We start from the raw sequence: 22,501 nt of genomic DNA on the forward strand, positions 1-22,501 counted from the left end.
GCCCCGCGCACCCCGCTCGTGTGCTTCGCTCAGACCGCCGCGGGCACCGGCAGCGCGCCGCGGGCGAGTTCGTAGGCGGCGCCAACCCGGTACAGCCGGTCATCGGCCAGCGCGGGTGCCATGATCTGCAGACCCACCGGCAGGTTGTCGTCGGTGGACAGCCCCGACGGCACCGACATGCCGCAGTGCCCCGCCAGGTTGGTCGGCAGCGTGCACAGGTCCGACAGGTACATGGCCAGCGGGTCGTCGACCTTCTCGCCCAGCTTCCACGGGGTGAACGGGCTCGTCGGCGAGACCAGCACATCGACCTGCTCGTAGGCGCGGTCGAAGTCCTGCGCGATCATCGTGCGCACCTTGAGCGCCTGACCGTAGTAGGCGTCGTAGTACCCGGCCGAGAGCGCGTAGGTGCCGATGATGATGCGGCGCTTGACCTCGGGGCCGAAACCGGCCTCGCGGGTCAGCGACATCACCTGGTCGGCGCTGTGGCTGCCGTCGTCACCGACGCGCAGGCCGTAGCGCATGGCGTCGAAGCGGGCCAGGTTCGACGACACCTCCGAAGGCATCACCAGGTAGTACGAGGACAGCGCGTACTCGAAGTTCGGGCACGACACCTCGATCACCTCGGCGCCGAGGTCCTTCAGCACCGCGACGGCGGCGTCGAAGGAGGCCAGCACGCCGGGCTGGTAACTGTCGGAATGCAATTCGCGCACCACGCCGACGCGCACGCCGCTGAGGTCGCCGTTGGCGCCCTGCTTCGCGGCCGCGACCACCGGGGCCACCGGCACGTCACGGGAGGTGGAGTCGCGCGGGTCGTGCCCGGCGATCACCTCGTGCAGCAGCGCGGTGTCGAGCACCGTGCGACCACACGGGCCGCCCTGGTCCAGCGACGACGCGCACGCGACGAGACCGTAGCGCGAGACCGTGCCGTAGGTGGGCTTCACGCCGACCGTCGCGGTGACCGCGGCGGGCTGACGGATGGAACCGCCGGTGTCGGTGCCGATGGCCAGCGGGGCCTGGAACGAGGCCAGCGCGGCCGCCGAGCCACCGCCGGACCCGCCGGGGATGCGGGTGGTGTCCCACGGGTTGCGGGTGGGGCCGTAGGCGGAGTTCTCCGTGGAGGAGCCCATCGCGAACTCGTCCATGTTGGTCTTGCCGAGGATCGGGATGCCCGCCGCGCGCAGCCGCGTGGTCACCGTCGCGTCGTAGGGCGACATCCAGCCCTCGAGCACCTTCGACGCGCACGTGGTCGGCATGTCGGTGGTGGTGAAAACGTCCTTGAGCGCCAACGGAACTCCCGCCAGCGGCGAGGCCGGGGTCTCGCCGGCGGCCAGCGCCGAGTCGACGACCGCGGCCGCGGCCAGCGCCTCGTCCCCCGCGACGTGCAGGAAGGCGTTGAGCTCACCGTCGACCGCGGCGATGCGATCCAGGTGCGCCTGGGTGACCTCGGTCGAGGACACCTCGCCACCGTGGATCTTGGCTGCCAGCTCGGCTGCCGACAGCTGGGTCAACTCGGTCATTCGCCCTCTCCCAGGATCTGCGGGACCAGGAAACGCTGCTCTTCCACGGCGGGCGCCTGGTCCAGCGCCTGCTCGGGAGTCAGACCGGGCACGACCACGTCGGGCCTGGTCACATTGGTCGTCGGATTCGGCGACGCGGTGGCGGGGACGTCGGCGGCGACCTCGGAGATGGTCCGCACGTGGCTGAGGATCGAATCCAGCTGACCGGCGAACTGGTCGAGTTCGGCGTCGGTCAACGCCAGCCGGGACAGCCGGGCGAGGTGAGCGACCTCGTCGCGGGAGATTGCGGGCACCGCGGGACCCCTTTCGGCTTCGGTACTGTCGGTAGTGGGTACAGCCTAGTCAGCGGGTCCGCGGGCTCCTGACGCACCCGCCCCGCGCCGACCGGCCCGGTCACGCACCACCCACCTCCCTCGAAAGTTCGCGCATGTCGTGCGGTTGGGCGCATACTTCGAGTCGAGAACCCGCGTTCGGGGGTGTAAGTATTGCGTCACCGGGTATTCGTCTCGGACCACCCGGCCCTAGGAAAGGAACGCACGTGTCATTCCTGCTCCGCGTGCAACTTCCGGATCGACCGGGAAGCCTCGGTTCCCTCGCACTCGCCCTCGGCGGGGTCGGCGCGGACATCCTCTCGCTCGACGTCGTGGAGCGTGGCGCCGGGTTCGCCGTCGACGACCTCGTGGTGGAGGTCCCCACCGGCGCCCTGCCCGACACCCTCATCACCGCCGCGGAATCCGTGCACGATGTGAGCGTCGACTCGATCAGGCCCTACTCCGGGGTGCTCGACACCCATCGCGAACTCGAGCTGATCGACCAGGTCGCCAGCGCCCGCGACGATCGGATGCAGGTGCTCGTCGACGGCGTGCCGCGCGTGCTGCGGGTGGGCTGGTCGACGATCATCGGCATGGGCCCCGCGGGCGCGTACCGGGTCGTCGGGAGCCCGAGTGCGCCTGAGACGCAAGCGGGTTCGGCGCCGTGGATGCCGCTGGAGAAGCCGTCGTGGCTCGACGGCGAGGCCGAGTGGGTGCCGCAGATCTGGCGCGACATGGACACCAAGCTCGCGGCCGCGCCGCTGGGCAACACCGGCAAGTCGCTGCTGCTCGGCCGCCCGGGCGGCCCGGACTTCCGGCCCTCGGAGGTGGCGCGGCTCGGCTATCTGGCCGGGATCGTCGCCACCGTGCTCAGCTGAGCGCCAGCCGCATCACGTACAGCGGAAGGCCGTGGTCGGTGGACCAATTGCGTTCCGGCACACCGACGAAGCCGAGTCGCTGGTAGATGCGGTGCGCGTCGACCATCGTGCCCATGGTGGTCAACGCCACGGCCGAATAGCCGCCCGCCTTCGCCTCGTCGATCACGGCGCGTACCAGCGCCGTGCCGACGCCGAGACCGCGCGCCTCCTTGGCCACCGCGAGCATGCGGAACTCCAGCTCGCCCGGCAGCGCGATCTCCGCGTACCGGGTGCCCGGCGCGGCCACGGTGAGCGAACCGGCGACCTTGCCCTCGTGCACCGCGACGAGCACTTCGGCCTCGGCGGCGCGCCTGCCGACATCGGCCAGCTCGCGCACGTAGCTGTCGTCCTGGTCGACGTAGCCGTCGCCCACGTACACCTGCACGGTCAGCGCGGCGACGGCGGCGAATTCATCGGCTCTGGCGGGCCGGATGTGGAGGCCGTCGCCGGAGGTCTGATGGTGGTAACCCTGCATACGGGCATGATCCCACCCCGGCGACTGTGATCTGAAACTCACCCATGTCTGACTCGAATGGCGCGGTCACGAGCCGAGGTAGGACCGCAGGCCCGGATGCTGGGCCACCCACCGGTCCGGATTGCGCGGCGGGTACACGACGACGAGGTGCTCGCCGATCGACGGCCACTGGGTGGCGTCCCAGGCGAAGCGGCGGTACACCACCCGCTCCGGCACCGACGGGCCGACGAGCGCGCCGGTGATCGTCACGTAGTGCTCGCCGGTCATCGCGGGCAGCGGGCTGACCCCGGTGATGATCAGCGAACCCTGTTCGACCGTCTGCCCGCCGCCGCGGCCGAAGCGATGCGCGAACACGGCACCGAGCGTCACGAGCAACATCGTCACCATGGCCGCCGCCATCACCACTTCGAGCATGGTTCCCATGGTAGGCCCCGACCTGCGCGGACAGCGCGGCCACAGGGCGGCATCACAGCGGCGTGAGCTCGCTGACGCCCCGCTCCCGGCGCAACTGCCACACGGCGGTGCGGGTGCGCTGCGAGCGGCCGTTGTTCCGGTCGATCAGCGCGCGGTTCGCGGTGGTGTAGATCAGTTGCGCCCCACGGGCATTCGTCTCCGGGTTCTGGAACAACTGCACGAGGCGGTCGGTCTCCTCCACCGGCAGCCCCGCGCCGAGATCGTCGACAGCGAGGACCTGGCCGGTGTCGAGCGCCTCCAGCATCGCGGGCAGCACCCGCAGCAGGGATCTGGTCGCGGTGGACTCGTCGGCCAGCTCGAAGGGCACGTCGACACCCTCGTGGACCAGGCTGAGCCCGGCGCCGCGGCGATCCACCATCCGGCGATACAGCGCGTCGCGCGCCGCCCGCAGGGTGCTCAGCTCCCGCTCCACCAGGATCGGGTCGGCACCGCCGTGTTCGAATTGTCCCGTCAGCGCGGCGATCTCGGCGTCGAGGTCGCGCAGATAGTCGGCGTACATCGGATCGTGTTCGGCGACGAGCAGGTCCTCGATCCCCAGATCGGCCGTGCGCAGCAGCATCAGCAGGCGGGCGGCGTTGTCGGGTGAGCGGGAGATGTGGCTGCCGAGATCGTGCGCGAGCGCGTCGGTGTCGGCCTCGCCCTGTTGCACCCGCAGGTTCGCCGCGAACCAGCGATACGCGGGCACCAGGGCCTCGGCGTAGAGCTGCCCCGCGAGACTCAGCAGCAGCGCGTTGGGCCGCACCAGCGGGACCAGCGCCGCGACACCGTAGCGCGCGGCCTCGAACATCGGCCCGATCTTGACCTGATCGCCGGTGCGCTCGAACACGATCCGCTTGCGCGAGCGCGGATGCGTGTAGAGCCACTCCGCGATCACATCGGCGTTGTCGAGGCGGAAACCGTAGGTGTAGGGCACCCCTTCGGCGACGAAGCCTGCCACGAATTCCGTGGGGCGGTCGGCGAATCCGAGGTGCGGCCTGCGCACCGGCCCGGCGTAGGGATCCCAGCCGCTCACCGAGTGCAGCACCGCGTCGCGCATCTGGGCGAGCGCGTCGACCAGGCTCGTCTTCCCCGACGCCGCCACCCCGTGCACGGCCGTCACCGGCACGGCCACCGAGCTCCCGGCCGACTTGCTCAACCGCAGCTGCTGCGCCTCGGCCAGCGATCCGTGATTGGTCACCTGAAAACTACGCAGCACTGAGCTCGTCCGCCTCTCCGATTCTTTCGGCCAGACTAGGGGACATCTGGATGCGGCGGGCGAGGGGCGGGCCGGGGCCGCGCGACAGGCGGCCCCGGCGTCGGGTCGATCAGCGGCTCAACTCCCGGAACCGCCGCACCGCCAGCGGGAAGAACACCGCGACCAGGGCCACCGGCCAGACCACCGCGAGCAGTTCGGCATTGGCCGCGGCCCACGAGTCACCCGCGGCGACCGGATTGCCGAACAGCTCGCGCACCGCGGTCGCGGTCGCCGACATGGGATTCCACTCGACGACCGCGCCCAGCCAGGACGGCATCGAATCGGGTGCGGCGATCGCGTTGGAGAGGAATGCGACGGGCCAGACCAGGATCTGCACGGCCTGCACCAGCTCCGGTTTGCCCGCGACCATGGCCAGATAGATGCCGATCCACAGCATCGCGAACCGGAGCAGCAGCAGGAGTCCGACCGCGCCGAGGAACGCGGCGCCGCCGCCGTGCCAGCGCCAGCCGATCGCGTACCCGACCGCGATCATCACCGTCAGCCCGACCGCCGACTGCAGCATGTCGGCGATACTGCGGCCAACCAGAACAGCGGCCGAGTTCATCGGCATCGAGCGGAACCGGTCGATCACCCCTTTGTTCAGGTCCTGGGTCACCGCGAGCATCGTCGACTCGAGGCCGAAGGCCATGGTCATCGTCAGCATGCCGGGGACCAGGTAGTCCTTGAAGTCGCCGTCGACGCCACGGCCACCGCCGATCAGGTAGCTGAACATCAGCAGCAGCATCACCGGGAAGACCAGCCCGACGACCATCTGCACGGGCTGGCGCGCCCAGTGCGCCAGCTCGCGCCGGGTCATCGTCCACGAGTCGGCCACCGCCCAGCTCAGTGTCGAATCCAGCTCTCGGGTCGGGCTCATGCCTGCGTGCTCACGCGGCGCTACCGCCCCAGGCCGTTGACTCATGCCGCGTTCTCCTTCGTCAGGTGCAGGAAGACTTCGTCCAGCGTCGGCCGCCGGACCGCGATGTCCTCCGGTTCGATTCCGCGGGCCGCCAGCCCCCGGACGGTCTCGGTCAGGGCGGCCATCCGGTCGCTGACCGCGGCGCTGACCAGCCGGCGGTCCTCGTCGACGACCGCGTCGCCGGGCAGCAGCGCGGCCGCGAGCGCCAGCTGGGACGCGTCGCGCAGGACCACATCGATGCGGTCGCCGCCGGTCTTCGTCTTCAGCTCGTCGGCGGTGCCCTCGGCGATGACCCTGCCGTGGTCGATCACCGAGATCCGGTCGGCCAGCTGGTCGGCCTCCTCCAGATACTGGGTGGTCAGCAAGACCGTGGTGCCGCCGTCGACCAGCGATCGCACCGAGTCCCACACCTCCGTGCGACCGCGCGGATCGAGCCCGGTCGTCGGCTCGTCCAGAAAGAGCACCCGCGGTTGCGAGATGAGCGAGGCCGCGAGGTCGAGCCGCCTGCGCATCCCGCCGCTGTACTGCTTGACGGCCTTGCGCCCGGTGTCAGCGAGACCGAACCTGGCCAGGAGCTCGTCGGCCCGGAGCGCGGCGCGGCGCGCGCCCAGGTGGTACAGGCGCCCGAACATCTCCAGGTTCTGCCTGCCGCTGAGTTCCTCGTCGACGGCCGCGCTCTGGCCGAGCAGCCCGATCCGGGAGCGCACCCGATCGGCGTCGGTGCGCAGGTCGAGACCCGCCACCACGACCCGCCCCGCTTCGGGGCGCAGCAGCGTGGACATGATGCGCACGGCCGTGGTCTTGCCCGCGCCGTTCGGGCCGAGCACCGCGTGCACGGTGCCGGCCTCGACGACGAGGTCGAGCCCGTCGAGCGCCCGCTTCGACCCGTAGCTCTTCTGTAGGCCTTCGGCGACGATCGCCGGTTCACGGTCTGTCACTTCACCCCTCCATCGCTCAGTGATCAAACTTGACTAGACGCCCAAGGTACGGCCCCTCACTGCGATTAGTCAAGTTTGAATACTGATACATTGGTCAAAGTTGACCAGAAGGGAGGTGCCCATGTCGGCGATCCGCCTGCTCGTCCTCGGCGCGGTCCGGCAACACGGACGCGCACACGGCTACCAGGTCCGCAACGACCTGGAGTTTTGGGGCGCCCACGAGTGGTCCAACGCCAAGCCCGGCTCGATCTACCACGCGCTCAAGCAGATGGCCAAGCAGGGACTCCTCGTCGAGCACGAGGTCGCCCCGAGCACCGCGGGCGGTCCCCCGCGCGTCGAGTACGAGATCAACGACGAGGGCACCGCGGAGTACTTCGCCCTGCTGCGCCAGGCCCTGACCTCCTACGACCAGAAGATGGACATGCTCTCGGCGGGCATCGGCTTCCTCGTCGACCTGCCCCGTGCCGAGGCGGTCACCCTGCTCCGGCAGCGGATCGCCGGGCTCGAACAGTGGCGAGCCTCGGTCACCGAGTACTACACCCCGGAACAGGGCCCCGGACAGCTCGGCCACATCGGCGAGATCATGAACATGTGGGTCCACTCCGCCGACAGCGAAGCGGCGTGGACCCACGGCCTGATCGACCGCATCGAAGGCGGCGCCTACGTCTTCGCCGGCGAGGGCGAACCCTTCGTCGGCGTGCTCGCCGACGACGAACCCAACCCGTTCGCCACCGGCCCCGATCCGCTGGACGCCCGTTAGCGACACACCGGAATTCCCGACCGCGGCCGCTCGCTGTCGCCGATGCGCGAACTCGTGGACCGCCGGGCGTGTCCGGCGCCGACGAATTAGCATGCTGACATACCGCGGCCGCCCGGTCGGCGGGATCGGCGACGAGGATGGGTGCGCATGATGGCTGTTCGGATGATGGTGCGCGGAGTGGTCGTCGCGGCGGTGACCGCGGGCGCGGCGGTGCCGGTGGTGTTGCTCGGCGCCCCGAACGCGGCCGCCGACCCCTGCCCGAACGGAACCGCCCGGGTGTTCCTCGGTGACGAGACGAACTCCTGTCAGGGCGCGGGCTCGCAGACCTACGTGCTGGCCGGTGTCTCGAAGGTGTGCTCGATGACCAGCACCGACGTGACGATCGATATCGACAGCGAGAGCAAGAAGCTGCGCCGTCACGTGGAGATCAGCAACGGGCAGTGCGCCCAGTTCCAGCTGCGCGGCCAGACCAGCGCCACCGTCACGGTCACCCCGAACTGATCGGTCGCGCGGTGGGCACCGGCCCACCGCGCGCACGCCCGCTATCCCGTCGCGGATTCTTCGTCCGCGGGCGTCACCGCGCCGGGACCACCGGCCAGCAGCGCGCGGAATCCGTCCTCGTCCAGGATCGGGACGCCGAGTTCCTCGGCCTTGGCCGCCTTGGACCCCGGCGAATCGCCGATCACCACGAAGGCCGTCTTCTTCGAGACCGAGCCCGCCGCCTTGCCGCCGCGCACCAGGATCGCCTCCTTGGCGCCGTCGCGGGTGAAGGTCTGCAGCGACCCCGTGACGACGATGGACAGCCCCTCGAGCGTGCGTTCGATCGACTCGTCGCGCTCGTCCTCCATCCGCACGCCCGCCGCACGCCACTTGTCGACGATGGCGCGGTGCCAGTCGACGGTGAACCACTCCCCGACCGCCGCGGCGATGGTGGGACCGACGCCGTCGGTGGCGGCGAGCTCCTCGACCGTGGCGGCCTCGATGCGCTCGAGGCTGCCGAATTCGGCGGCCAGCGCCCTGGCCGCGGTCGGGCCGACGTGCCGGATCGACAGCGCGACCAGCACCCGCCACAGCGGCCGCTCCTTCACGGTCCGCAGATTCTCCAGCAGCCGGTGCCCGTTCTGGGTGAGCTGCCCCTTCTGATTGGTGAACAGCGGCACCGACAGCAGGCGCTGTTCGTCGAGGTCGAACAGATCGCCCTCGTCGGTGATGGCGCCGGCACGCAGCAGCGCGTCGGCGGCCTTGTCGCCGAGCGCCTCGATGTCGAAGCCGCCGCGGCTGGCCAGGTGGAACACCCGTTCGCGCAGCTGGGCCGGGCAGAACTGCTGATTGGGGCAACGGATGTCGGCGTCGCCCTCCTTCTCCGGCGCCAGTTCGGTGCCGCAGTTCGGGCAGTGCGTCGGCATCACGAACTCGCGTTCGTCGCCGGTGCGGGCGTCGACGACCGGACCCAGGACCTCCGGGATCACATCGCCCGCCTTGCGGATGGTGACGGTGTCACCGATCAGCACACCCTTGCGCTTGACCTCCGAGGCGTTGTGCAGGGTCGCCATCGACACGGTCGACCCGGCGATCGAGACCGGCGCCATCACGGCGAACGGCGTGACCCGCCCCGTGCGACCGACATTGACCTCGATGTTGAGCAGGGTGGTCGTGGCCTCTTCCGGCGGGTACTTGTAGGCGATCGCCCAGCGGGGCGCCCGCGAGGTGGAGCCGAGGCGGCGTTGCAGCGCCGTCTCGTCGACCTTGATCACCTGACCGTCGATCTCGTGCTCGATGTCGTGGCGGTGCTCGCCCCAGTAGGCGACCCGCTCGATGACGGCCTCGATCCCCTCGACCAGCCGGGTGTGCTCGGACACCGGCAGGCCCCACGCCGCGAGCGCCTGATAGGCCTCGTGCTGGGACTCCGGGCGGTAGCCCTCGATCCGGCCGAAGCCGTGACAGATCATCCGCAGCCTGCGCTGGGCGGTGATCGCCGGGTTCTTCTGGCGCAGCGAACCGGCGGCGGTGTTGCGCGGATTCGCGTACGGCGGTTTGCCTTCGGCGACGATCTGGGCGTTGAGCGTCTCGAAGTCCTCGAGCCGGAAGTACACCTCGCCGCGCACCTCGAGCAGCTCCGGGATCGGGAAGTCGGCGTGCGGGGTGAGTTCGGTCGGGATGTCCTCGATCGTGCGGGCGTTGAGGGTGACGTCCTCGCCGGTGCGCCCGTCACCACGGGTGGCGCCACGGGTGAGTTTGCCGTTCTCGTACACCAGGTTCAGCGCGACGCCGTCGATCTTGACCTCGCACAGATAGTGCAGATTCGATCCGGTCTCGGCCTCGACGCGACCCGCCCAGGCGCGCAGTTCGTCGTAGTCGAACACGTTGTCCAGCGACAACATCCGCTCGAGATGGTCGACGGCGGTGAACTCGGTGGCGAACCCGCCGCCGACCAGCTGGGTCGGCGAGTCCGGGGTCCGCAGGTCGGGGTGGGTGTCCTCGAGCGCTTGCAGTTCGCGCAGCAGGGTGTCGAACTCGCCGTCGGAGATGATCGGCGCGTCGCGCACGTAGTAGCGGAACTGGTGCTCGCGCACCTCGTCCGCCAGCTGCTGCCAGCGCACCCGCTGCTCGGAGGTCGCGCCCTCTGGACTCACGGAAACCACGCTCTCGCTGTCACTCACCTGTCGAAGACTAGTCGAGGGCACCGACACTTCCGGCGACCGTAACCGCACGTCGCGGGGTCATTCCGGGGCGATGACGTCGAGCCGTGGAAAGTACGTCCGGTATCTGGCGGCGTCCCGCGTGAGGAGTTCGATATCCGCTGACGGCAGCGTGCGCGCCGATGTAGAAATCCGGCAGGGGCGGCCGTTTTGTCGCCACCGCGTCGCCGGTAGGCGAGAAAGGCCTTCGCGGCTAGGAAGCCGCATCCCACGGAAGTGGCTCACGATCGAACGCGTCCGACGGTAGGGCGGATTCCAGAGCTTCCTTGGTCGCGTAACCTATCGAGACTTCCGCGTAGATCAACGGGTTGATCACCACGCGCCCAGCGTTGCGCGCTGCCGACAGCGCGGAAGCCGACCAGTCCTCCCACGTCGGGTCGCCGTCGAGAATGTCGATGAGCACGCACGTGTCGACGAGGGTCGCGCGCCGCAGCGCGGTGACGGCGTCAGTCACGCAACAGATCCATGATCTCGTCGGTCGTGAGACCACCGACGTCGGGATTGTCGAACCGGTGGCGGCGCATGTGCCGGACGAGTCGCTCCCCCGGACTGTCCGCACCGCCACGCGCGACGATACGCAACGCACCGCCGACGTCGATGACATCGAGCTCGTCGCCCTCGCGCAGGTTGAACCGCGCCCGTAGCTCCGGCGGGATGGTGACCTGACCGTTCGCGTTCATCCGCATGTCCGCCTCCATCCAATAGACAGCTTCTTAATAGGTGGTAGCGGGCCCGGAAGTCAATCGGCGGTGATCGAGTCCGGGTCCTCGGTGAAGGCGCGGGCGGCCTCGGTGGTGAGGGTCAGAGCGGTGCGGGCCCAGGGCAGGGGGGCGCCGGCCAGGCCGCAGGCGGGGGTGACCAGGATCTGGTCGGTGAGGACGCGGCGGGGGAAACCGAGGCGGTCGATCAGGCGGATGCCGGGCTCGGCGATGGTGCGCCAGGTCGGCGGGGTGGCGGGGCGCGCGGTCGGGGTCAAGCCGAGGGCGAGCTTCGTGCCGGAGTCGACGATCTCGCCGAGGGCGTCGAGGTCGGCGGTGGTGATCGTCGCCGCGTCGACGGAGATCGCCGCGGCGGAGGTACGGCCCATGGTGGTGAGCGCGGGACGCGACGCGCAGGTGTGGAGCACGACCGGCGCGGACTGGGCGGTGATCACCGTGTCCAGGATGTGCAGAGCCTCGGGTTCAGGCAGCGCGCGGAGGGTGTTCAGGATGCTCGGACCCCGCAGGGAGCCGTCGAGGACCGCGGTGAGCCGGGGCTCGTCCAGCTGGACGACCACCTGCGCGCCGAGCCGCCGGGCGACCTCGGCCACGTGCCGGGCCAGCCCCTCGGCGAGGGACTCCGAAAGATCGCGCACCGCACCGGAATCGGTGAGGATGCGATGCCCACCGGGCAGCTCCACGTCGGCGGCCAGGGTCAGCGGACCCGCCGCCTGAACCTTGACCACCCGGCCTGACCCGGCCAGACCCGCTGTCTCCCAGGCTTCTTCGAGCGCGTCGAGGTCGGTCCGCAGCAGGTCTCTGGCCCGCCGCGACACCCCGCCCGGCCGCACCGCCAACCGGTACCCGCGCGTCGTCGAGTCGAAGCGCAGGTCGACCAGCAGTGCCGAGGCCCGGCCGATCATGTCCGCGCCGACCCCGCGAGCCGGCAGCTCGACCAGGTGCGGCAGGCCGGGCAACTCGCCGATGATCGTCGCCGCGGCCTCGCGCGGGTCGGTCCCCGGCCAGGAGCCGACAGCCGTGGCGATGCCGCCGACGAGCACCTCGCCCGGCACCGCGGTCTGCCCCTGCTCGGCGGACGCGTCCCGCACCGGCACAACCAGGTCCGACGTCGCCGACGCATCGCCCGCATCCGGCCACCGTGTCATCCGCGCGGTACCTCTCCCGCTGTCCCGGATTCGATCCGGTGCTGCTCGACGACATCGGCGTACACCGCGCGCTCGCCATCGTCGAGGTCCTCGCCCGTGCGGACACCCAGTGCCCAGGGAATCGGGCACGGCGGCGTGTGCTCCGGGTCGGGGCACAGCACCGACTCGATCGCCGCGCTCACCCGCCGCATCTCCGCCTCGGTCGCCACGATGCCGAGCCGAATCTCCCACAGCTCGGGCCCTGGCCCGCCGTCTGGTTCAGACATCGGCCGCGGCGCGGTCGGTGCCGCTGATGGTCCCGCTGCCGATCACGGTGTCGCCCGACTCGGCGTCGGGCAGGTACAGCACGATGGCCTGGCCCTTGGCGACACCGCTGAGCGGTTCGCGCAGGCGCGCGATCAGCCCGTCGCCGAGCGGTTCGACCACCGCGGGGGCGATGCCACCGTGGGCACGGACCTGCACCACACAGTCGACCGGACCCTGCGGGCGCACGCCGGAGGTCCAGATGGCGCGATCGGCGGTGACGACGTCGACCTGCAGGTCTTCCACCGAACCGACCTTGACCGTGCCCGAATCGGGATCGATCCCGGTGACGTAGCGCGGCTTGCCGTCGGCGGCGGTGTGGGTCAGGCCGAGGCCCTTGCGCTGGCCGACGGTGAACCCGTGCACGCCCTCGTGCTCGCCGAGCACGGTGCCGTCGGAGTCGACCAGGGCGCCGGGACGGATGCCGATCTTGGCGCCGAGGAAGGCGCGGGTGTCGCCGGAGGGTATGAAGCAGATGTCGTGGCTGTCGGGCTTGTTCGCCACGGCAAGGCCCCGCTCCGCCGCTTCCTCACGGATGCGCGGCTTCGGGGTGTCGCCCACCGGGAACATGGCGCGCGCGAGCTGCTCGGCGGTGAGCACCGCGAGCACGTAGGACTGGTCCTTGTCGGCGTCGACGGCCCGGCGCAGCACACCGTCCTCGAGCCGGGCGTAGTGACCGGTGACCACCGCGTCGAAACCCAGCGCCTGAGCGCGGTCGGCCAGGGCGGAGAACTTGATCTTCTCGTTGCAGCGCAGGCACGGATTCGGGGTTTCGCCCGCGGCGTAGGCGGCGACGAAATCGTCGATCACGTCTTCCTTGAAGCGGTCGGCGAAGTCCCACACGTAGAACGGGATGCCGAGCACGTCGGCGGCGCGGCGCGCGTCACCGGCGTCCTCCTTGGAGCAGCAACCGCGCGACCCGGTGCGCAGCGTGCCCGGTGACGCCGACAGCGCCAGGTGCACCCCGACCACCTCGTGACCGGCGTCGACGGCCCGCGCCGCGGCCACCGCCGAATCGACGCCACCACTCATCGCGGCGAGTACTCGCATCAGGCACCTCCTCTAGCGCCGGCCAGGCCCGCGGCCCTGGCCCGTTCGATGACCTGCGGAAGGACGGTCATCAGTGTGTCGATATCGGTCCCGTTCGAGGTGTGGCCGAGCGAGAAGCGCAGCGAACTGCGCGCCTGCCACGGCTCCACCCCCATCGCGATGAGCACATGACTCGGCGAGGCCACGCCCGCGTTGCAGGCCGACCCGGTGGAGCACTCGACACCGGCGGCATCGAGCAACATGAGCAGCGAGTCGCCCTCGCAGCCGGGGAAGGTGAAGTGGGCGTTGCCGGGCAGCCTGCGCTCGTCGACGGGACCGTTGAGCACCGCGTCGGGCACGACGGCCCGCACCCCGTCGATCAGCTGATCACGCAGGTCACGCAGCTGTTCGGTGCGCGCGGGCAGGTCAGCGGCGGCCGCGCGCAGCGCCGCGGCCATCCCGGCCGCGGCGGCCACGTCGGAGGTGCCGGATCGCAGGTCGCGCTCGTGCCCGCCGCCGTGGACCAGCGGCACACACGGGACCTGCCTGCCCAGCAGCAGCACGCCGATGCCGTGCGGACCGCCCGCCTTGTGCCCCGCCACGCTCAGCGCTGCCAGCCCGCTCGCGCCGAAATCGATCGGGATCTGGGTCACCGCCTGGATCGCGTCGCTGTGCATCGGGACGTCGAATTCCTGTGCGACAGCGGCCAACTCGGCGATCGGCTCGATGGTGCCGACCTCATTGTTGGCCCACATCACACTGACCAGCGCCACCTCGTCGGCATGCTCGGCCAGTTCCGCGCGCAGCGCCTGCGCCGACACCACACCCTCGGCGTCGACCGGCAGCCAGCTCACCCGCGCGCCCTCGTGCTTCTCCAGCCACTCGACCGCGTCGAGCACCGCGTGATGCTCGACCGCGCTGGTGACGATCCTGGTGCGCCGCGGATCGGCCGCCCTGCGCCCCCAGTAGATGCCCTTGACGGCCAGATTGTCGCTCTCGGTCCCCCCGGACGTGAAGATCACCTCCGACGGCCGCGCCCCCAGATCGGCCGCGATCGACTCGCGCGCCTCCTCCAGCGCCCGCCGCGCGGCCCGCCCCGACCCGTGCAACGACGAGGCGTTACCCACCGTCCCCAACGCAGCCGTCATCGCCTCGACCGCGGCAGGCACCATCGGAGTGGTCGCCGCATGATCGAGGTAGACCGTCTTGGGCGCACCGCTGACCGGACCCGCATTAGCCGACTTCATGACCGACAAAGCCTATCCCACCGCTGACCTGGTCATCTTCGGGGTCCACCCCTGCTCTCGACGATTTTTCTACGATTTGCCCACGATCCACAACACGCGTATCACCTATCCGTATTCCTCTGCTCACACCCCGCAGGGTCCGACCAGGTCGTGAGCGCACCCGAGAACCTCCGGATCCGACGGGTGCGGTGCCCGCTGATACCGCCGGTGTGTGGAACCCGCCGTCCTTCGCCGCGTCGCAGCCTCCGCCTACCGATCCGCCACGCACACGGCGAGCCCCGGTTCCAGCTTCTGACCACCGTGTCGTCATCACCTTCAAAGGAGTCGTTCGCGGCACTGTGCGCGGTCTCGGACTGCCAGTAGCGTCGACAGAGCAAACGACCAGCATCCGAGGAAAGGACTTCTGATGACTGACCTTCCGGCCCCCACCACGCCGTACCTGGAGCCCGAGGCCAAGAAGCTCACCGAGGACACCGACCCGCACCCGCGCATCTACGAGCTTCCGCCCGAGCAGGGGCGCAAGATCCTCAGCGACTTGCAGAGCGGCGAGGGCGTCGAACGCCCCGATGTCGACGAGGAGTGGGTCGACGTCGACGCCGGCGAATGGGGCATCGTCCGTACCCGCATCATCAAGCCCAAGGGCGCCACCGGCCCGCTGCCGGTGGTGTTCTACATCCACGGTGCAGGCTGGGTCTTCGGCGACGACAAGACCCACGACCGCCTCTTCCGCGAACTCGCCGTCGGGGCTGGTGCCGCCGGCGTCTTTCCCGTCTACGACTGGGCGCCGGAGAAGGGGTATCCCACGCAGGTCGAGCAGAACTACGCCGTCGGCCAGTGGTTGCAGGCGAACGGTGCCGACCACGGCCTCGACACTTCCCGCGTCGCCGTCGCCGGCGAGTCCGTCGGCGGGTGCATGTCGGCGGTCTTCGCGCAGATGAACAAGGACCGCGGCGGGCTCGCGCTCGAAGCGCAGATCCTGCTCTACCCCGTGACGGGGCCGGACTTCGACACCCAGTCCTACCACCAGTTCGCTGAGCACTACTACCTCACCCGCGACGGGATGAAATGGTTCTGGGACGCTTACACGACCGACGAGAACAAGCGCGAGGAGAAGTACGCCTCCCCCCTGCGCGCAACGCTCGAGGACCTCGCGGGTCTGCCGCCCGCCCTCGTCATCACCGCGGAGGCTGATGTCTTGCGCGATGGGGGCGAACTCTATGCGAACAAGCTCCGCGAGGCCGGCGTCGAGGTGACAGGCGTCCGCATCAGCGGGACCGTCCACGACTTCATGCTGCTGGACAGCCTGCGGGACACCCCGGCCACCAACGTCGCTCGGAAGCTGTCCATCGACGCATTGCGCAAGGCACTCCACCAAGAATGACACCGGCAAGGCCGTGGACGGCAGCCTCGGCAGGGTCTGTCGCCCACGGTCGGATCGGCCACGGAATCCGAGGAGGCGAGATGAGCCCGAGGGCCACCGGTCCACACGTCGACGCGACCGGAGCCCGGGTGGTCGGTGAGGTCGGCCTGCTGGAGTACGACGAATGCCAGGTCTCGGCGATCCACGGCCTCCGCGACATCTTCCGCGTCGCCAGTGAATATGCCGTCGCGTCGGCCGATCCGCCGAGCGTGATCCGGGTCAGCACCTGGGCCGTGTCGGCCTCCGACGAAGGGCCCGTCATGGTCTGCTCGTCGGATACCCATCCCGAGCTCGCGCATCGCCTCAGCCACGTCATCATTCCGCCCAGCCTCGTCGTACCCGAGCTGATGACGCCGGTCGGGGAGCTCACCGACTGGCTTGTCGGCCTCCGGTCCGGGGGCGCCACTCTGTGTGCTGTGTGCGCCGGTGTCTTCGTGCTCGCCGAGACCGGTCTGCTCGACTCGCGAGACGCGACGACCCACTGGGCGTTCGCCGACGAGCTGGCGCGACGACACCCGAACGTTCGGGTGGACGCCTCACGCATGGTGATCGACGATCTCGACATCGTGACGGCTGCGGGGATTCTGGCTTGGGTCGACCTGGGACTGACGCTGGTCGACCGGATGCTCGGTCCCAGTGTCATGCTGCACACGGCGCGCTTCGTCCTTGCCGACCCGCCTCGCCGACGGCAGTCCCTCTATCAAGAGTTCACGCCTCGGCTCGAGCACGGCGACGCCGAGATTCGCCAGGTGCAGGCCCAGCTGCACGCCGGCCTCGAGGAACCCCACTCCGTCAAGCACCTCGCCCAGGCCGTGGCCATGCACCCGCGCACCTTGCAGCGACGGTTCAAAGAAGCCACGGGCCTGACGACGACGGAGTACGTTCAGGCGGCGCGCATCGCGAAGGCCCGTGAGGCACTGGAGCTGACCAACGAGCCGGTCGCGCGGATCTCGCGCAGCGTCGGCTACCTCGATGTGTCGAACTTCCGGCGGCTTTTTCAGCGATCCACGGGGGTCACGCCGTCGCAGTACCGCAACCGTTTCGGCATCGCGGCACGCGAGGGCAACTGACCGATCGCGCGACCCGCCGCCGAACTCGACATCGTCGACGGTCTCGGTGCGGGGATCGAGGGCGTTGAGCTCGACGGTCGTCACGACAGGACGACCAATCCAGCTGTCAACGTCGTTCCATACGACGCCTTCAGGAGTACCCACCGGTCGGACGAACACGTGTTGATGGAAATGCGCAACACTGCGGCCTGCGATAGCGGAGAACACGAACTTGCGCTCACAACGCAGTCAACTGGCGGCGGGAGTTGGGGCAGGTCACGCATCGGTGACCCTCGACGTTCTAGCTCTATGTCCTCCTCCGGCTCGAGGTCGGCTTGCAGCGTGAGCTCCTCGTCGACCTCGTCATTCTCGCTCGCCGGAACTTGACGGCGCGACGCGCGCCGAACTGGCCGACGCGTCACCGGCGCGATGGCCGGATGAGCCGAACTCACGCGCGGCGGCGTGGCGGGTGGTGGGGTCGGTGACCTTGACGGTGGCCGGGCGGCCGGGCGACTTCTCCCTCCCAGTGGGAGGAATCACGGGTGATGCGGGTGCACGCCGATAGCCTGGGCTTCGTTTCCGACCCCGCCTCCGAGAGGAAGCCGTTGAGCACCTATGTCATCACCGGAGCAGCGTCCGGCATCGGCGCCGCCACCAAGGAACGCTTGGAGGCCGACGGTCACCGCGTGCTCGGTGTCGACCTTCACGACGCCGACATCACCGTCGATCTGAGCACCGCGGCGGGGCGGGCCGAGGCGGTGTCCCAGGCCACCTCGCTGCTCGACGGCAGCCTCGACGGGTTCGTTCCCTTCGCCGGTCTCGCCGCCGCCACCGGCAGGTCTGCCGCGCGGATGATCGGGGTGAACTACTTCGGCGCCATCGACCTCCTGGAAGGTCTCCGGCCGTTGCTCGCCGCGGGCGAGAATCCCTCCGTCGTGTTGGTCAGCTCGAATTCGACGACCACACAACCGCATTGGCCTGTCGCGCTCGCCGACGCCTGCCTCGAGCACGATGAGGCGAAAGCGAACGAGATCGCCGCGTCGTTCGGTGAGATGGCGGCCATCCAGGCCTATCCCGCGACCAAGGCGGCGCTGGCCTACTACGCGCGGACGCGGTCGGCGAGCTACATCAAGGACGGGATCCGCCTCAACGCGGTCGCACCGGGCATCATCGACACCCCGATGACGCAGGAGGGCCGCAAGGACCCGCTCATCGGGGCGGCTATGGAGGGGTTCCTGGCCACGGTGCCGGCCGGGCGGGGCGGCACCGCGCGGGAAGTCGCGGCCCTCGTCGCCTTCCTGCTCGGGCCGGAGTCCAGCTATTTCGTCGGGTCGGTGGTGTTCGTCGACGGAGGTGTCGACGCGGCGTTCCGTGGACGCGACTGGCCTGCGGTCTGGGAACCCGGCCAGTGATGGTTTGACCGGCTGGTGTGAGCAGCGTCTCGGTCCGGTGCGCGTGCGATCCCGAGTTGTGAGGTGTCCATCCAGTACGTCGGTACACAGCGACGCAATCAACTCGAAGGACGGTTCCGATGTCTCTGAGCGACAAGATCAGCAACAAGGCCGACGAACTCGGCGGCAAGGCCAAGGAGGCGGCCGGTGCCGCCACCGGTGACGACGAGTTGCGTGCCGAGGGCAAGGCCGATCAGGCCGAGTCGGCCATCAAGGGCGCGGTCGAGGATGTCAAGGACGCGGTCGGCGACGCCGCGGACAAGGTGAAGAAGGCCTTCGGCAAGTAATCACATTCCGAAGCAGCGGGTTCGGGGTGCCCCAGCGGGCGCCCCGAACCCGTTTTCCGGTCGGAGGTGCCGGACATCACCAGCCGGGACGAGCGTTGCTCTCCCTTGCGGGCGAGGCCCGTCCCCGCGGATCTCGTTCCACCGGTAGAAGACCCGGCGCCGGGCCGGAAAATACGGTCTACCTGTGACTTTCTCCAGATATGAGCTCGGGTCGGCGGCAGCGGCGGTGGTGCTGTGCGGAGCGGCGTCGCTCGCGTGCGCACCGGTGGAGCAGCAGTCGTCCGGCCTTCCGACGACGATCGGCGACCAACGCATCGCCTGGCACGACTGCGCCGTCGGGGACGGCGACCCGGTGGGCGCCCGGCTGGCCGCGGTCGGCGCCCGGTGCGGTGAATTCCGAGTGCCCGTGGACTATTCGGACCCCGCCGGGGCGACGCTCACGGTCGCCGTGGCGCGCAGGCCCGCGAGCGATCCCGCCCGTCGGCTCGGGACGCTCGTCGTGGAGACCGGCGGCCCCGGACCGTCCCGTGACGGGGTGTCGCTGCTGCTCGACGGTCCCGAGGGCGGCCATGCCGCGGCCCCGGAGCTGGCCGAACGCTACGACCTGGTCGGCATGGACCCGCGCTTCTTCGGCGCGAGCTCACCGCTCGAATGTGGCTGGCCGACCGGCGAATACCTCGGACTCGCGCAGGCGGCGCCGACCGACGGCGCCGGTGTCGAACGCGCGCTCAACACCGCCCGCGACCTCGCCGACCGCTGCGCCCCCTGGCGTCACCTGCTGCCGCACGCCTCGACCCGCGCCGCCGCCCACGACCTCGACCTGTTGCGGACCCTGCTCGGGGAGTCGTCGCTGTCGTATCTGGGTTGGTCGTGGGGCACCTACCTGGGCGCTGTCTACGCACAACTGTTCGGCGACCGCGTCGACCGGATGGTCCTCGACAGCCCGCTCGATCCGGGTGCCGCCGGACCCGACCTCACCCGCCACACCGCCGCTGCCGATGCCGCGGCGCTGGCGGACTGGGCGCGCTGGGCCGCCGAGCGGAACGCCGACCTGGGACTCGGCGCGACCACGGCTGCCGTGCTCGGCGTCGTCGACGCGCTGATCGCGCGGGTCGCGGTCGAGCCGATCGTCCTCGGCGGAATCACGATCACCGCCGACCTCGTGCCCGGACTGCTGCTCACCGTGGACGATTCCACCGAGGCCTACACCGCCTTCACCGACCAGGTCCGGGCGCTGTCCGACGCGGCCGAGGGCCTGCCGATCGACCCGCCACCCGCCCTGGCCGCCAAACTCGCGCTCTACGCCGACACCGAGGTGACGCCCGAGTTCGGTTTCAGTGCCACCGTGGCCAATCAGTGCGCCGACCGCGCGGCCAGGCCCGCCGCCGACTACGGCGTCGACATCGCGGACCATCGTGACGCGGAGCCCCTGTTCGGTGCTCTCGCCAGGCACCCCGGCCCGTGCGTGTTCTGGCCGGTCCCACCCGCCGAACCCGCGACCGTGATCGCGAACGACACGCCCGCCCTGCTCGTCGGCGCCGAGGGCGATCCGGTGGCGCCCGCGGCGGGTCTGCACGCGCTCGCCGCGGCCATGCCCGCCGCTCGTTCCGTCACGCTGCGGCAGGCGTTTCGGCACGGCGTGTACCTCTTCGATCGTTCGGCCTGTGTGGACTCGGCGGTGAACGCCTATCTCCTGGACGGCGCGCTGCCCGCCTCCGGCATCACCTGCGCGCGTGACGAGGACTAGCCGAGCCCGGTGAGCCCGGCCTCGTGCGCCACGATGACCGCCCGCACCCGATCGCGGGCGGACAGCTTGGCCAGGATGTGGCGGACATGGGTTTTCACCGTGCCCTCCCCCATTCCGAGGGCCACGGCGATCTCGGCATTCGACGCTCCGGTGGCCAGGATCCGCAGCACCTCGGCCTCACGGCGGGTCAGCGTGGACACCAGCTCGCGGGCCGTGGGGTCGACGGCGGGGGCGAGCAGGTGCAGCAACCGGCGGGTGGTCGAGGGAGCCAGTACGGCGTCGCCCGCGTGCACCGAACGAATGGCGGCCAAGAAGTGTTCGGCCGGTGCGTCTTTGAGCAGGAAGCCGCTGGCCCCGGCGCGCACGGCGGCCGTCGCGTAGTCGTCGAGGTCGTAGGTCGTGAGCACGAGCACCCGGGGTGGGTCCGGCGCCGCCATGATCCGGCGGGTGGCCTCGACGCCGTCGACGCCGGGCATCCGGATGTCCATCACGACCACGTCCGGGGTGAGTCCGGCCGCCGCGTCCACCGCGGTCTCGCCGTCGCCCGCTTCGCCGATCACCCGCATGTCGGGTTGCGAGTCCACCACCATCCGGAAGCCCGCGCGCACCAGGACCTGGTCCTCGACCAGCAGCACGGTGATCACGATCGGCGCCCGAGGGGGACGGTCACGGCGAGCCGATGCCCGCCGTGCGCGCGGCTGCGCAGTTCCACGCTTCCGCCGTAGGCGCCGACCCGCTCCCGCATGCCGATCAACCCGAAACCAGGACGGGTGCCGTGCCCGTCCGCGCGACCGTCGTCGGCGACATCGATGTGCAAGCGCGACCGTTCGCCGCGGACCGAGACCTCCGCGCGCGCACCGGGTCCCGCGTGTTTGGCCACGTTGGTCAGTCCCTCCTGCACGATGCGGTAGACGAGCAGGCCGAGCCCGGCATCCAGTGGCGGACCGGCGAGGTCGATGGTCAGGTCGACCGGCAAGCCCGCGGCGCGCAGGTCGTCGGCGAGGGTGGACAGGTCCGCGACACCGCGCGCGGGGGCCGGATCGGGGTCGGCGTTCGGCTCTTCGCGCAGGACTCCGATGGCGCGGCGGGTTTCGGCGAGCGCGGCTCGTCCCTGATCACCGATCGCGGCCAGTGCCTCGATCGCCCGGCGTGGTTCGGTGCGTGCGGCGTAGCGGCCGCCGTCGGCCTGGGCGATGACCACCGCCAGCGAGTGGGCGAGGATGTCGTGCAGGTCGCGGGCGATGCGGGTGCGTTCTTCCAGCACCGCGTGCCTGGTCAGCGCCGCGATTTCCCTGCGCCGGGACCGCTGCCATGACCCGGCGAGCCAGGCCGCGACCACGATCGCGGCCAGTGCCACGCCCACCAGGACATGCGCGAGCGCGGGCATCGGCAGTTGCGGCCAGCTCCAGCCCCCGAGCACCGCCCCGAGCAGACCCGCGAACAGACCGGCGCGTCCTGCCCACCGCGCGCCGTGGGCCGCGAGGGTGTAGATCGCCAGCGGCACCGCGACATCGGCGGGCAACGCGCCGGTGGTGGCGCGCACACTCGCCCACTGCGCGAGGGCCACCACGGCGACGACCGCCGCCGACGCCTCGGGCCACCGGCGGCGCACCGCGAGCGGGCCGAGCAGCGCCACCGAGAACACGTAGTAGTCGAGGTCGGCGCCCACCAGCAGACCGACGCCCGCGCACATCACGACCAGGACCGACACCAGCACCGCGTCGGCCCGTACAGGGTGGCACGCCCACCATCGCACCAGGCGTTCGTCCAGCATGGACACACCCTAGGTCGCCGGGCACACGGCGGCGTCGACCCACAGGATGACTCCGGCGCCGCGGTGGTGCTACTTCCGGAACAGGA

General features: G+C 70.4%; 24 protein-coding genes. 8 read left to right on the forward strand and 16 right to left on the reverse strand.

Going from position 1 to position 22,501, the window contains the following annotated elements; genetic code table 11:
• Positions 1 to 29: 29 nt before the first annotated feature.
• Positions 30 to 1,517 carry an Asp-tRNA(Asn)/Glu-tRNA(Gln) amidotransferase subunit GatA gene (gene gatA / locus AB0H56_RS11255; RefSeq protein ID WP_357160564.1) on the reverse strand — a complete coding sequence of 496 codons (1,488 nt, stop codon included), beginning with the start codon at positions 1,515 to 1,517 and terminating at the stop codon, positions 30 to 32.
• Positions 1,514 to 1,810: an Asp-tRNA(Asn)/Glu-tRNA(Gln) amidotransferase subunit GatC gene (gene gatC, locus AB0H56_RS11260; protein ID WP_067493225.1), complete on the reverse strand. Its 297-nt coding sequence runs from the start codon at positions 1,808 to 1,810 to the stop codon at positions 1,514 to 1,516. The genes gatA and gatC overlap by 4 nt, the downstream gene beginning before the upstream one ends.
• 245 nt (positions 1,811 to 2,055) lie before the next feature.
• On the opposite strand from gatC, the gene AB0H56_RS11265 reads away from it, so the two are divergent.
• On the forward strand, positions 2,056 to 2,706 hold the full coding sequence (locus AB0H56_RS11265) for an amino acid-binding protein (RefSeq protein ID WP_110035990.1): 651 nt from the start codon (positions 2,056 to 2,058) through the stop codon (positions 2,704 to 2,706).
• Here AB0H56_RS11265 and AB0H56_RS11270 read toward each other — a convergent pair.
• The 5 genes from AB0H56_RS11270 to AB0H56_RS11290 all read right to left on the reverse strand — a co-directional run bounded on the left by AB0H56_RS11270 (position 2,699) and on the right by AB0H56_RS11290 (position 6,785).
• The gene (locus AB0H56_RS11270; RefSeq protein ID WP_357160567.1) at positions 2,699 to 3,220 is read right to left on the reverse strand and encodes a GNAT family N-acetyltransferase; all 522 of its coding nucleotides are present in this window, start codon (positions 3,218 to 3,220) and stop codon (positions 2,699 to 2,701) included. The two genes, AB0H56_RS11265 and AB0H56_RS11270, sit on opposite strands and share 8 nt — an antisense overlap.
• Before the next feature lie 66 nt (positions 3,221 to 3,286).
• Positions 3,287 to 3,634: a hypothetical protein gene (locus AB0H56_RS11275; protein ID WP_357160570.1), complete on the reverse strand. Its 348-nt coding sequence runs from the start codon at positions 3,632 to 3,634 to the stop codon at positions 3,287 to 3,289.
• Between the two features lie 52 nt (positions 3,635 to 3,686).
• Complete coding sequence (locus tag AB0H56_RS11280; protein WP_357160573.1) at positions 3,687 to 4,871, reverse strand: ATP-binding protein; 1,185 nt, start codon at positions 4,869 to 4,871, stop codon at positions 3,687 to 3,689.
• A 127-nt stretch (positions 4,872 to 4,998) separates the two neighbouring features.
• Positions 4,999 to 5,850 carry an ABC transporter permease gene (locus tag AB0H56_RS11285; protein ID WP_357160576.1) on the reverse strand — a complete coding sequence of 284 codons (852 nt, stop codon included), beginning with the start codon at positions 5,848 to 5,850 and terminating at the stop codon, positions 4,999 to 5,001.
• The gene (locus tag AB0H56_RS11290; RefSeq protein WP_357160579.1) at positions 5,847 to 6,785 is read right to left on the reverse strand and encodes an ATP-binding cassette domain-containing protein; all 939 of its coding nucleotides are present in this window, start codon (positions 6,783 to 6,785) and stop codon (positions 5,847 to 5,849) included. Before AB0H56_RS11290 ends, AB0H56_RS11285 begins: the two co-directional genes overlap by 4 nt.
• A gap of 121 nt (positions 6,786 to 6,906) precedes the next feature.
• Between AB0H56_RS11290 and AB0H56_RS11295 the strand changes: the two genes are divergently transcribed.
• Both AB0H56_RS11295 and AB0H56_RS11300 read left to right on the forward strand, forming a co-directional pair.
• Complete coding sequence (locus AB0H56_RS11295; protein WP_357160582.1) at positions 6,907 to 7,545, forward strand: PadR family transcriptional regulator; 639 nt, start codon at positions 6,907 to 6,909, stop codon at positions 7,543 to 7,545.
• Positions 7,546 to 7,692: 147 nt separating this feature from the next.
• Positions 7,693 to 8,046, forward strand: a complete 354-nt coding sequence (locus tag AB0H56_RS11300; RefSeq protein WP_357160585.1) for a hypothetical protein — start codon at positions 7,693 to 7,695, stop codon at positions 8,044 to 8,046.
• Between the two features lie 41 nt (positions 8,047 to 8,087).
• On the opposite strand, the gene ligA is transcribed toward AB0H56_RS11300, so the two are convergent.
• The 7 genes from ligA to AB0H56_RS11335 all read right to left on the reverse strand — a co-directional run bounded on the left by ligA (position 8,088) and on the right by AB0H56_RS11335 (position 14,687).
• The gene (ligA, locus tag AB0H56_RS11305; RefSeq protein ID WP_357161250.1) at positions 8,088 to 10,178 is read right to left on the reverse strand and encodes an NAD-dependent DNA ligase LigA; all 2,091 of its coding nucleotides are present in this window, start codon (positions 10,176 to 10,178) and stop codon (positions 8,088 to 8,090) included.
• Between the two features lie 259 nt (positions 10,179 to 10,437).
• A complete protein-coding gene (locus tag AB0H56_RS11310; protein ID WP_357160588.1) occupies positions 10,438 to 10,698 on the reverse strand; it encodes a PIN domain-containing protein in 261 nt (86 codons plus the stop codon).
• A complete protein-coding gene (locus AB0H56_RS11315) occupies positions 10,691 to 10,930 on the reverse strand; it encodes an AbrB/MazE/SpoVT family DNA-binding domain-containing protein (RefSeq protein ID WP_357160591.1) in 240 nt (79 codons plus the stop codon). The genes AB0H56_RS11310 and AB0H56_RS11315 overlap by 8 nt, the downstream gene beginning before the upstream one ends.
• 53 nt (positions 10,931 to 10,983) lie before the next feature.
• A complete protein-coding gene (locus AB0H56_RS11320; RefSeq protein WP_357160594.1) occupies positions 10,984 to 12,108 on the reverse strand; it encodes a methionine synthase in 1,125 nt (374 codons plus the stop codon).
• On the reverse strand, positions 12,105 to 12,374 hold the full coding sequence (locus AB0H56_RS11325; RefSeq protein WP_357160597.1) for a hypothetical protein: 270 nt from the start codon (positions 12,372 to 12,374) through the stop codon (positions 12,105 to 12,107). The genes AB0H56_RS11320 and AB0H56_RS11325 overlap by 4 nt, the downstream gene beginning before the upstream one ends.
• A complete protein-coding gene (gene mnmA, locus AB0H56_RS11330; RefSeq protein WP_357160600.1) occupies positions 12,367 to 13,461 on the reverse strand; it encodes a tRNA 2-thiouridine(34) synthase MnmA in 1,095 nt (364 codons plus the stop codon). The genes AB0H56_RS11325 and mnmA overlap by 8 nt, the downstream gene beginning before the upstream one ends.
• On the reverse strand, positions 13,461 to 14,687 hold the full coding sequence (locus AB0H56_RS11335) for a cysteine desulfurase family protein (protein WP_357160603.1): 1,227 nt from the start codon (positions 14,685 to 14,687) through the stop codon (positions 13,461 to 13,463). The genes mnmA and AB0H56_RS11335 overlap by 1 nt, the downstream gene beginning before the upstream one ends.
• A 406-nt stretch (positions 14,688 to 15,093) precedes the next feature.
• On the opposite strand from AB0H56_RS11335, the gene AB0H56_RS11340 reads away from it, so the two are divergent.
• From AB0H56_RS11340 to AB0H56_RS11360, 5 genes are all read left to right on the forward strand, one after another.
• On the forward strand, positions 15,094 to 16,068 hold the full coding sequence (locus AB0H56_RS11340) for an alpha/beta hydrolase (RefSeq protein WP_357160606.1): 975 nt from the start codon (positions 15,094 to 15,096) through the stop codon (positions 16,066 to 16,068).
• Between the two features lie 80 nt (positions 16,069 to 16,148).
• Positions 16,149 to 17,177, forward strand: a complete 1,029-nt coding sequence (locus tag AB0H56_RS11345) for a helix-turn-helix domain-containing protein (protein ID WP_357160609.1) — start codon at positions 16,149 to 16,151, stop codon at positions 17,175 to 17,177.
• 584 nt (positions 17,178 to 17,761) lie between these two features.
• Entirely contained in the window at positions 17,762 to 18,568 is an 807-nt protein-coding gene (locus AB0H56_RS11350) for an SDR family oxidoreductase (RefSeq protein WP_357160612.1), read from the forward strand.
• Between the two features lie 119 nt (positions 18,569 to 18,687).
• On the forward strand, positions 18,688 to 18,894 hold the full coding sequence (locus tag AB0H56_RS11355) for a CsbD family protein (protein ID WP_357160615.1): 207 nt from the start codon (positions 18,688 to 18,690) through the stop codon (positions 18,892 to 18,894).
• Between the two features lie 184 nt (positions 18,895 to 19,078).
• The gene (locus AB0H56_RS11360) at positions 19,079 to 20,641 is read left to right on the forward strand and encodes an alpha/beta fold hydrolase (protein ID WP_357160618.1); all 1,563 of its coding nucleotides are present in this window, start codon (positions 19,079 to 19,081) and stop codon (positions 20,639 to 20,641) included.
• Here the strand turns inward: AB0H56_RS11360 and AB0H56_RS11365 are convergent.
• Positions 20,638 to 21,288, reverse strand: coding sequence for a response regulator transcription factor (locus AB0H56_RS11365; RefSeq protein ID WP_357161253.1), 651 nt, complete (start codon positions 21,286 to 21,288; stop codon positions 20,638 to 20,640). The two genes, AB0H56_RS11360 and AB0H56_RS11365, sit on opposite strands and share 4 nt — an antisense overlap.
• A complete protein-coding gene (locus tag AB0H56_RS11370) occupies positions 21,282 to 22,415 on the reverse strand; it encodes a histidine kinase (RefSeq protein WP_357160621.1) in 1,134 nt (377 codons plus the stop codon). Before AB0H56_RS11370 ends, AB0H56_RS11365 begins: the two co-directional genes overlap by 7 nt.
• Between the last annotated feature and the right edge of the window lie 86 nt (positions 22,416 to 22,501).

Source organism: Nocardia sp. NPDC050717, assembly GCF_040654275.1.
Classification (GTDB): domain Bacteria; phylum Actinomycetota; class Actinomycetes; order Mycobacteriales; family Mycobacteriaceae; genus Nocardia.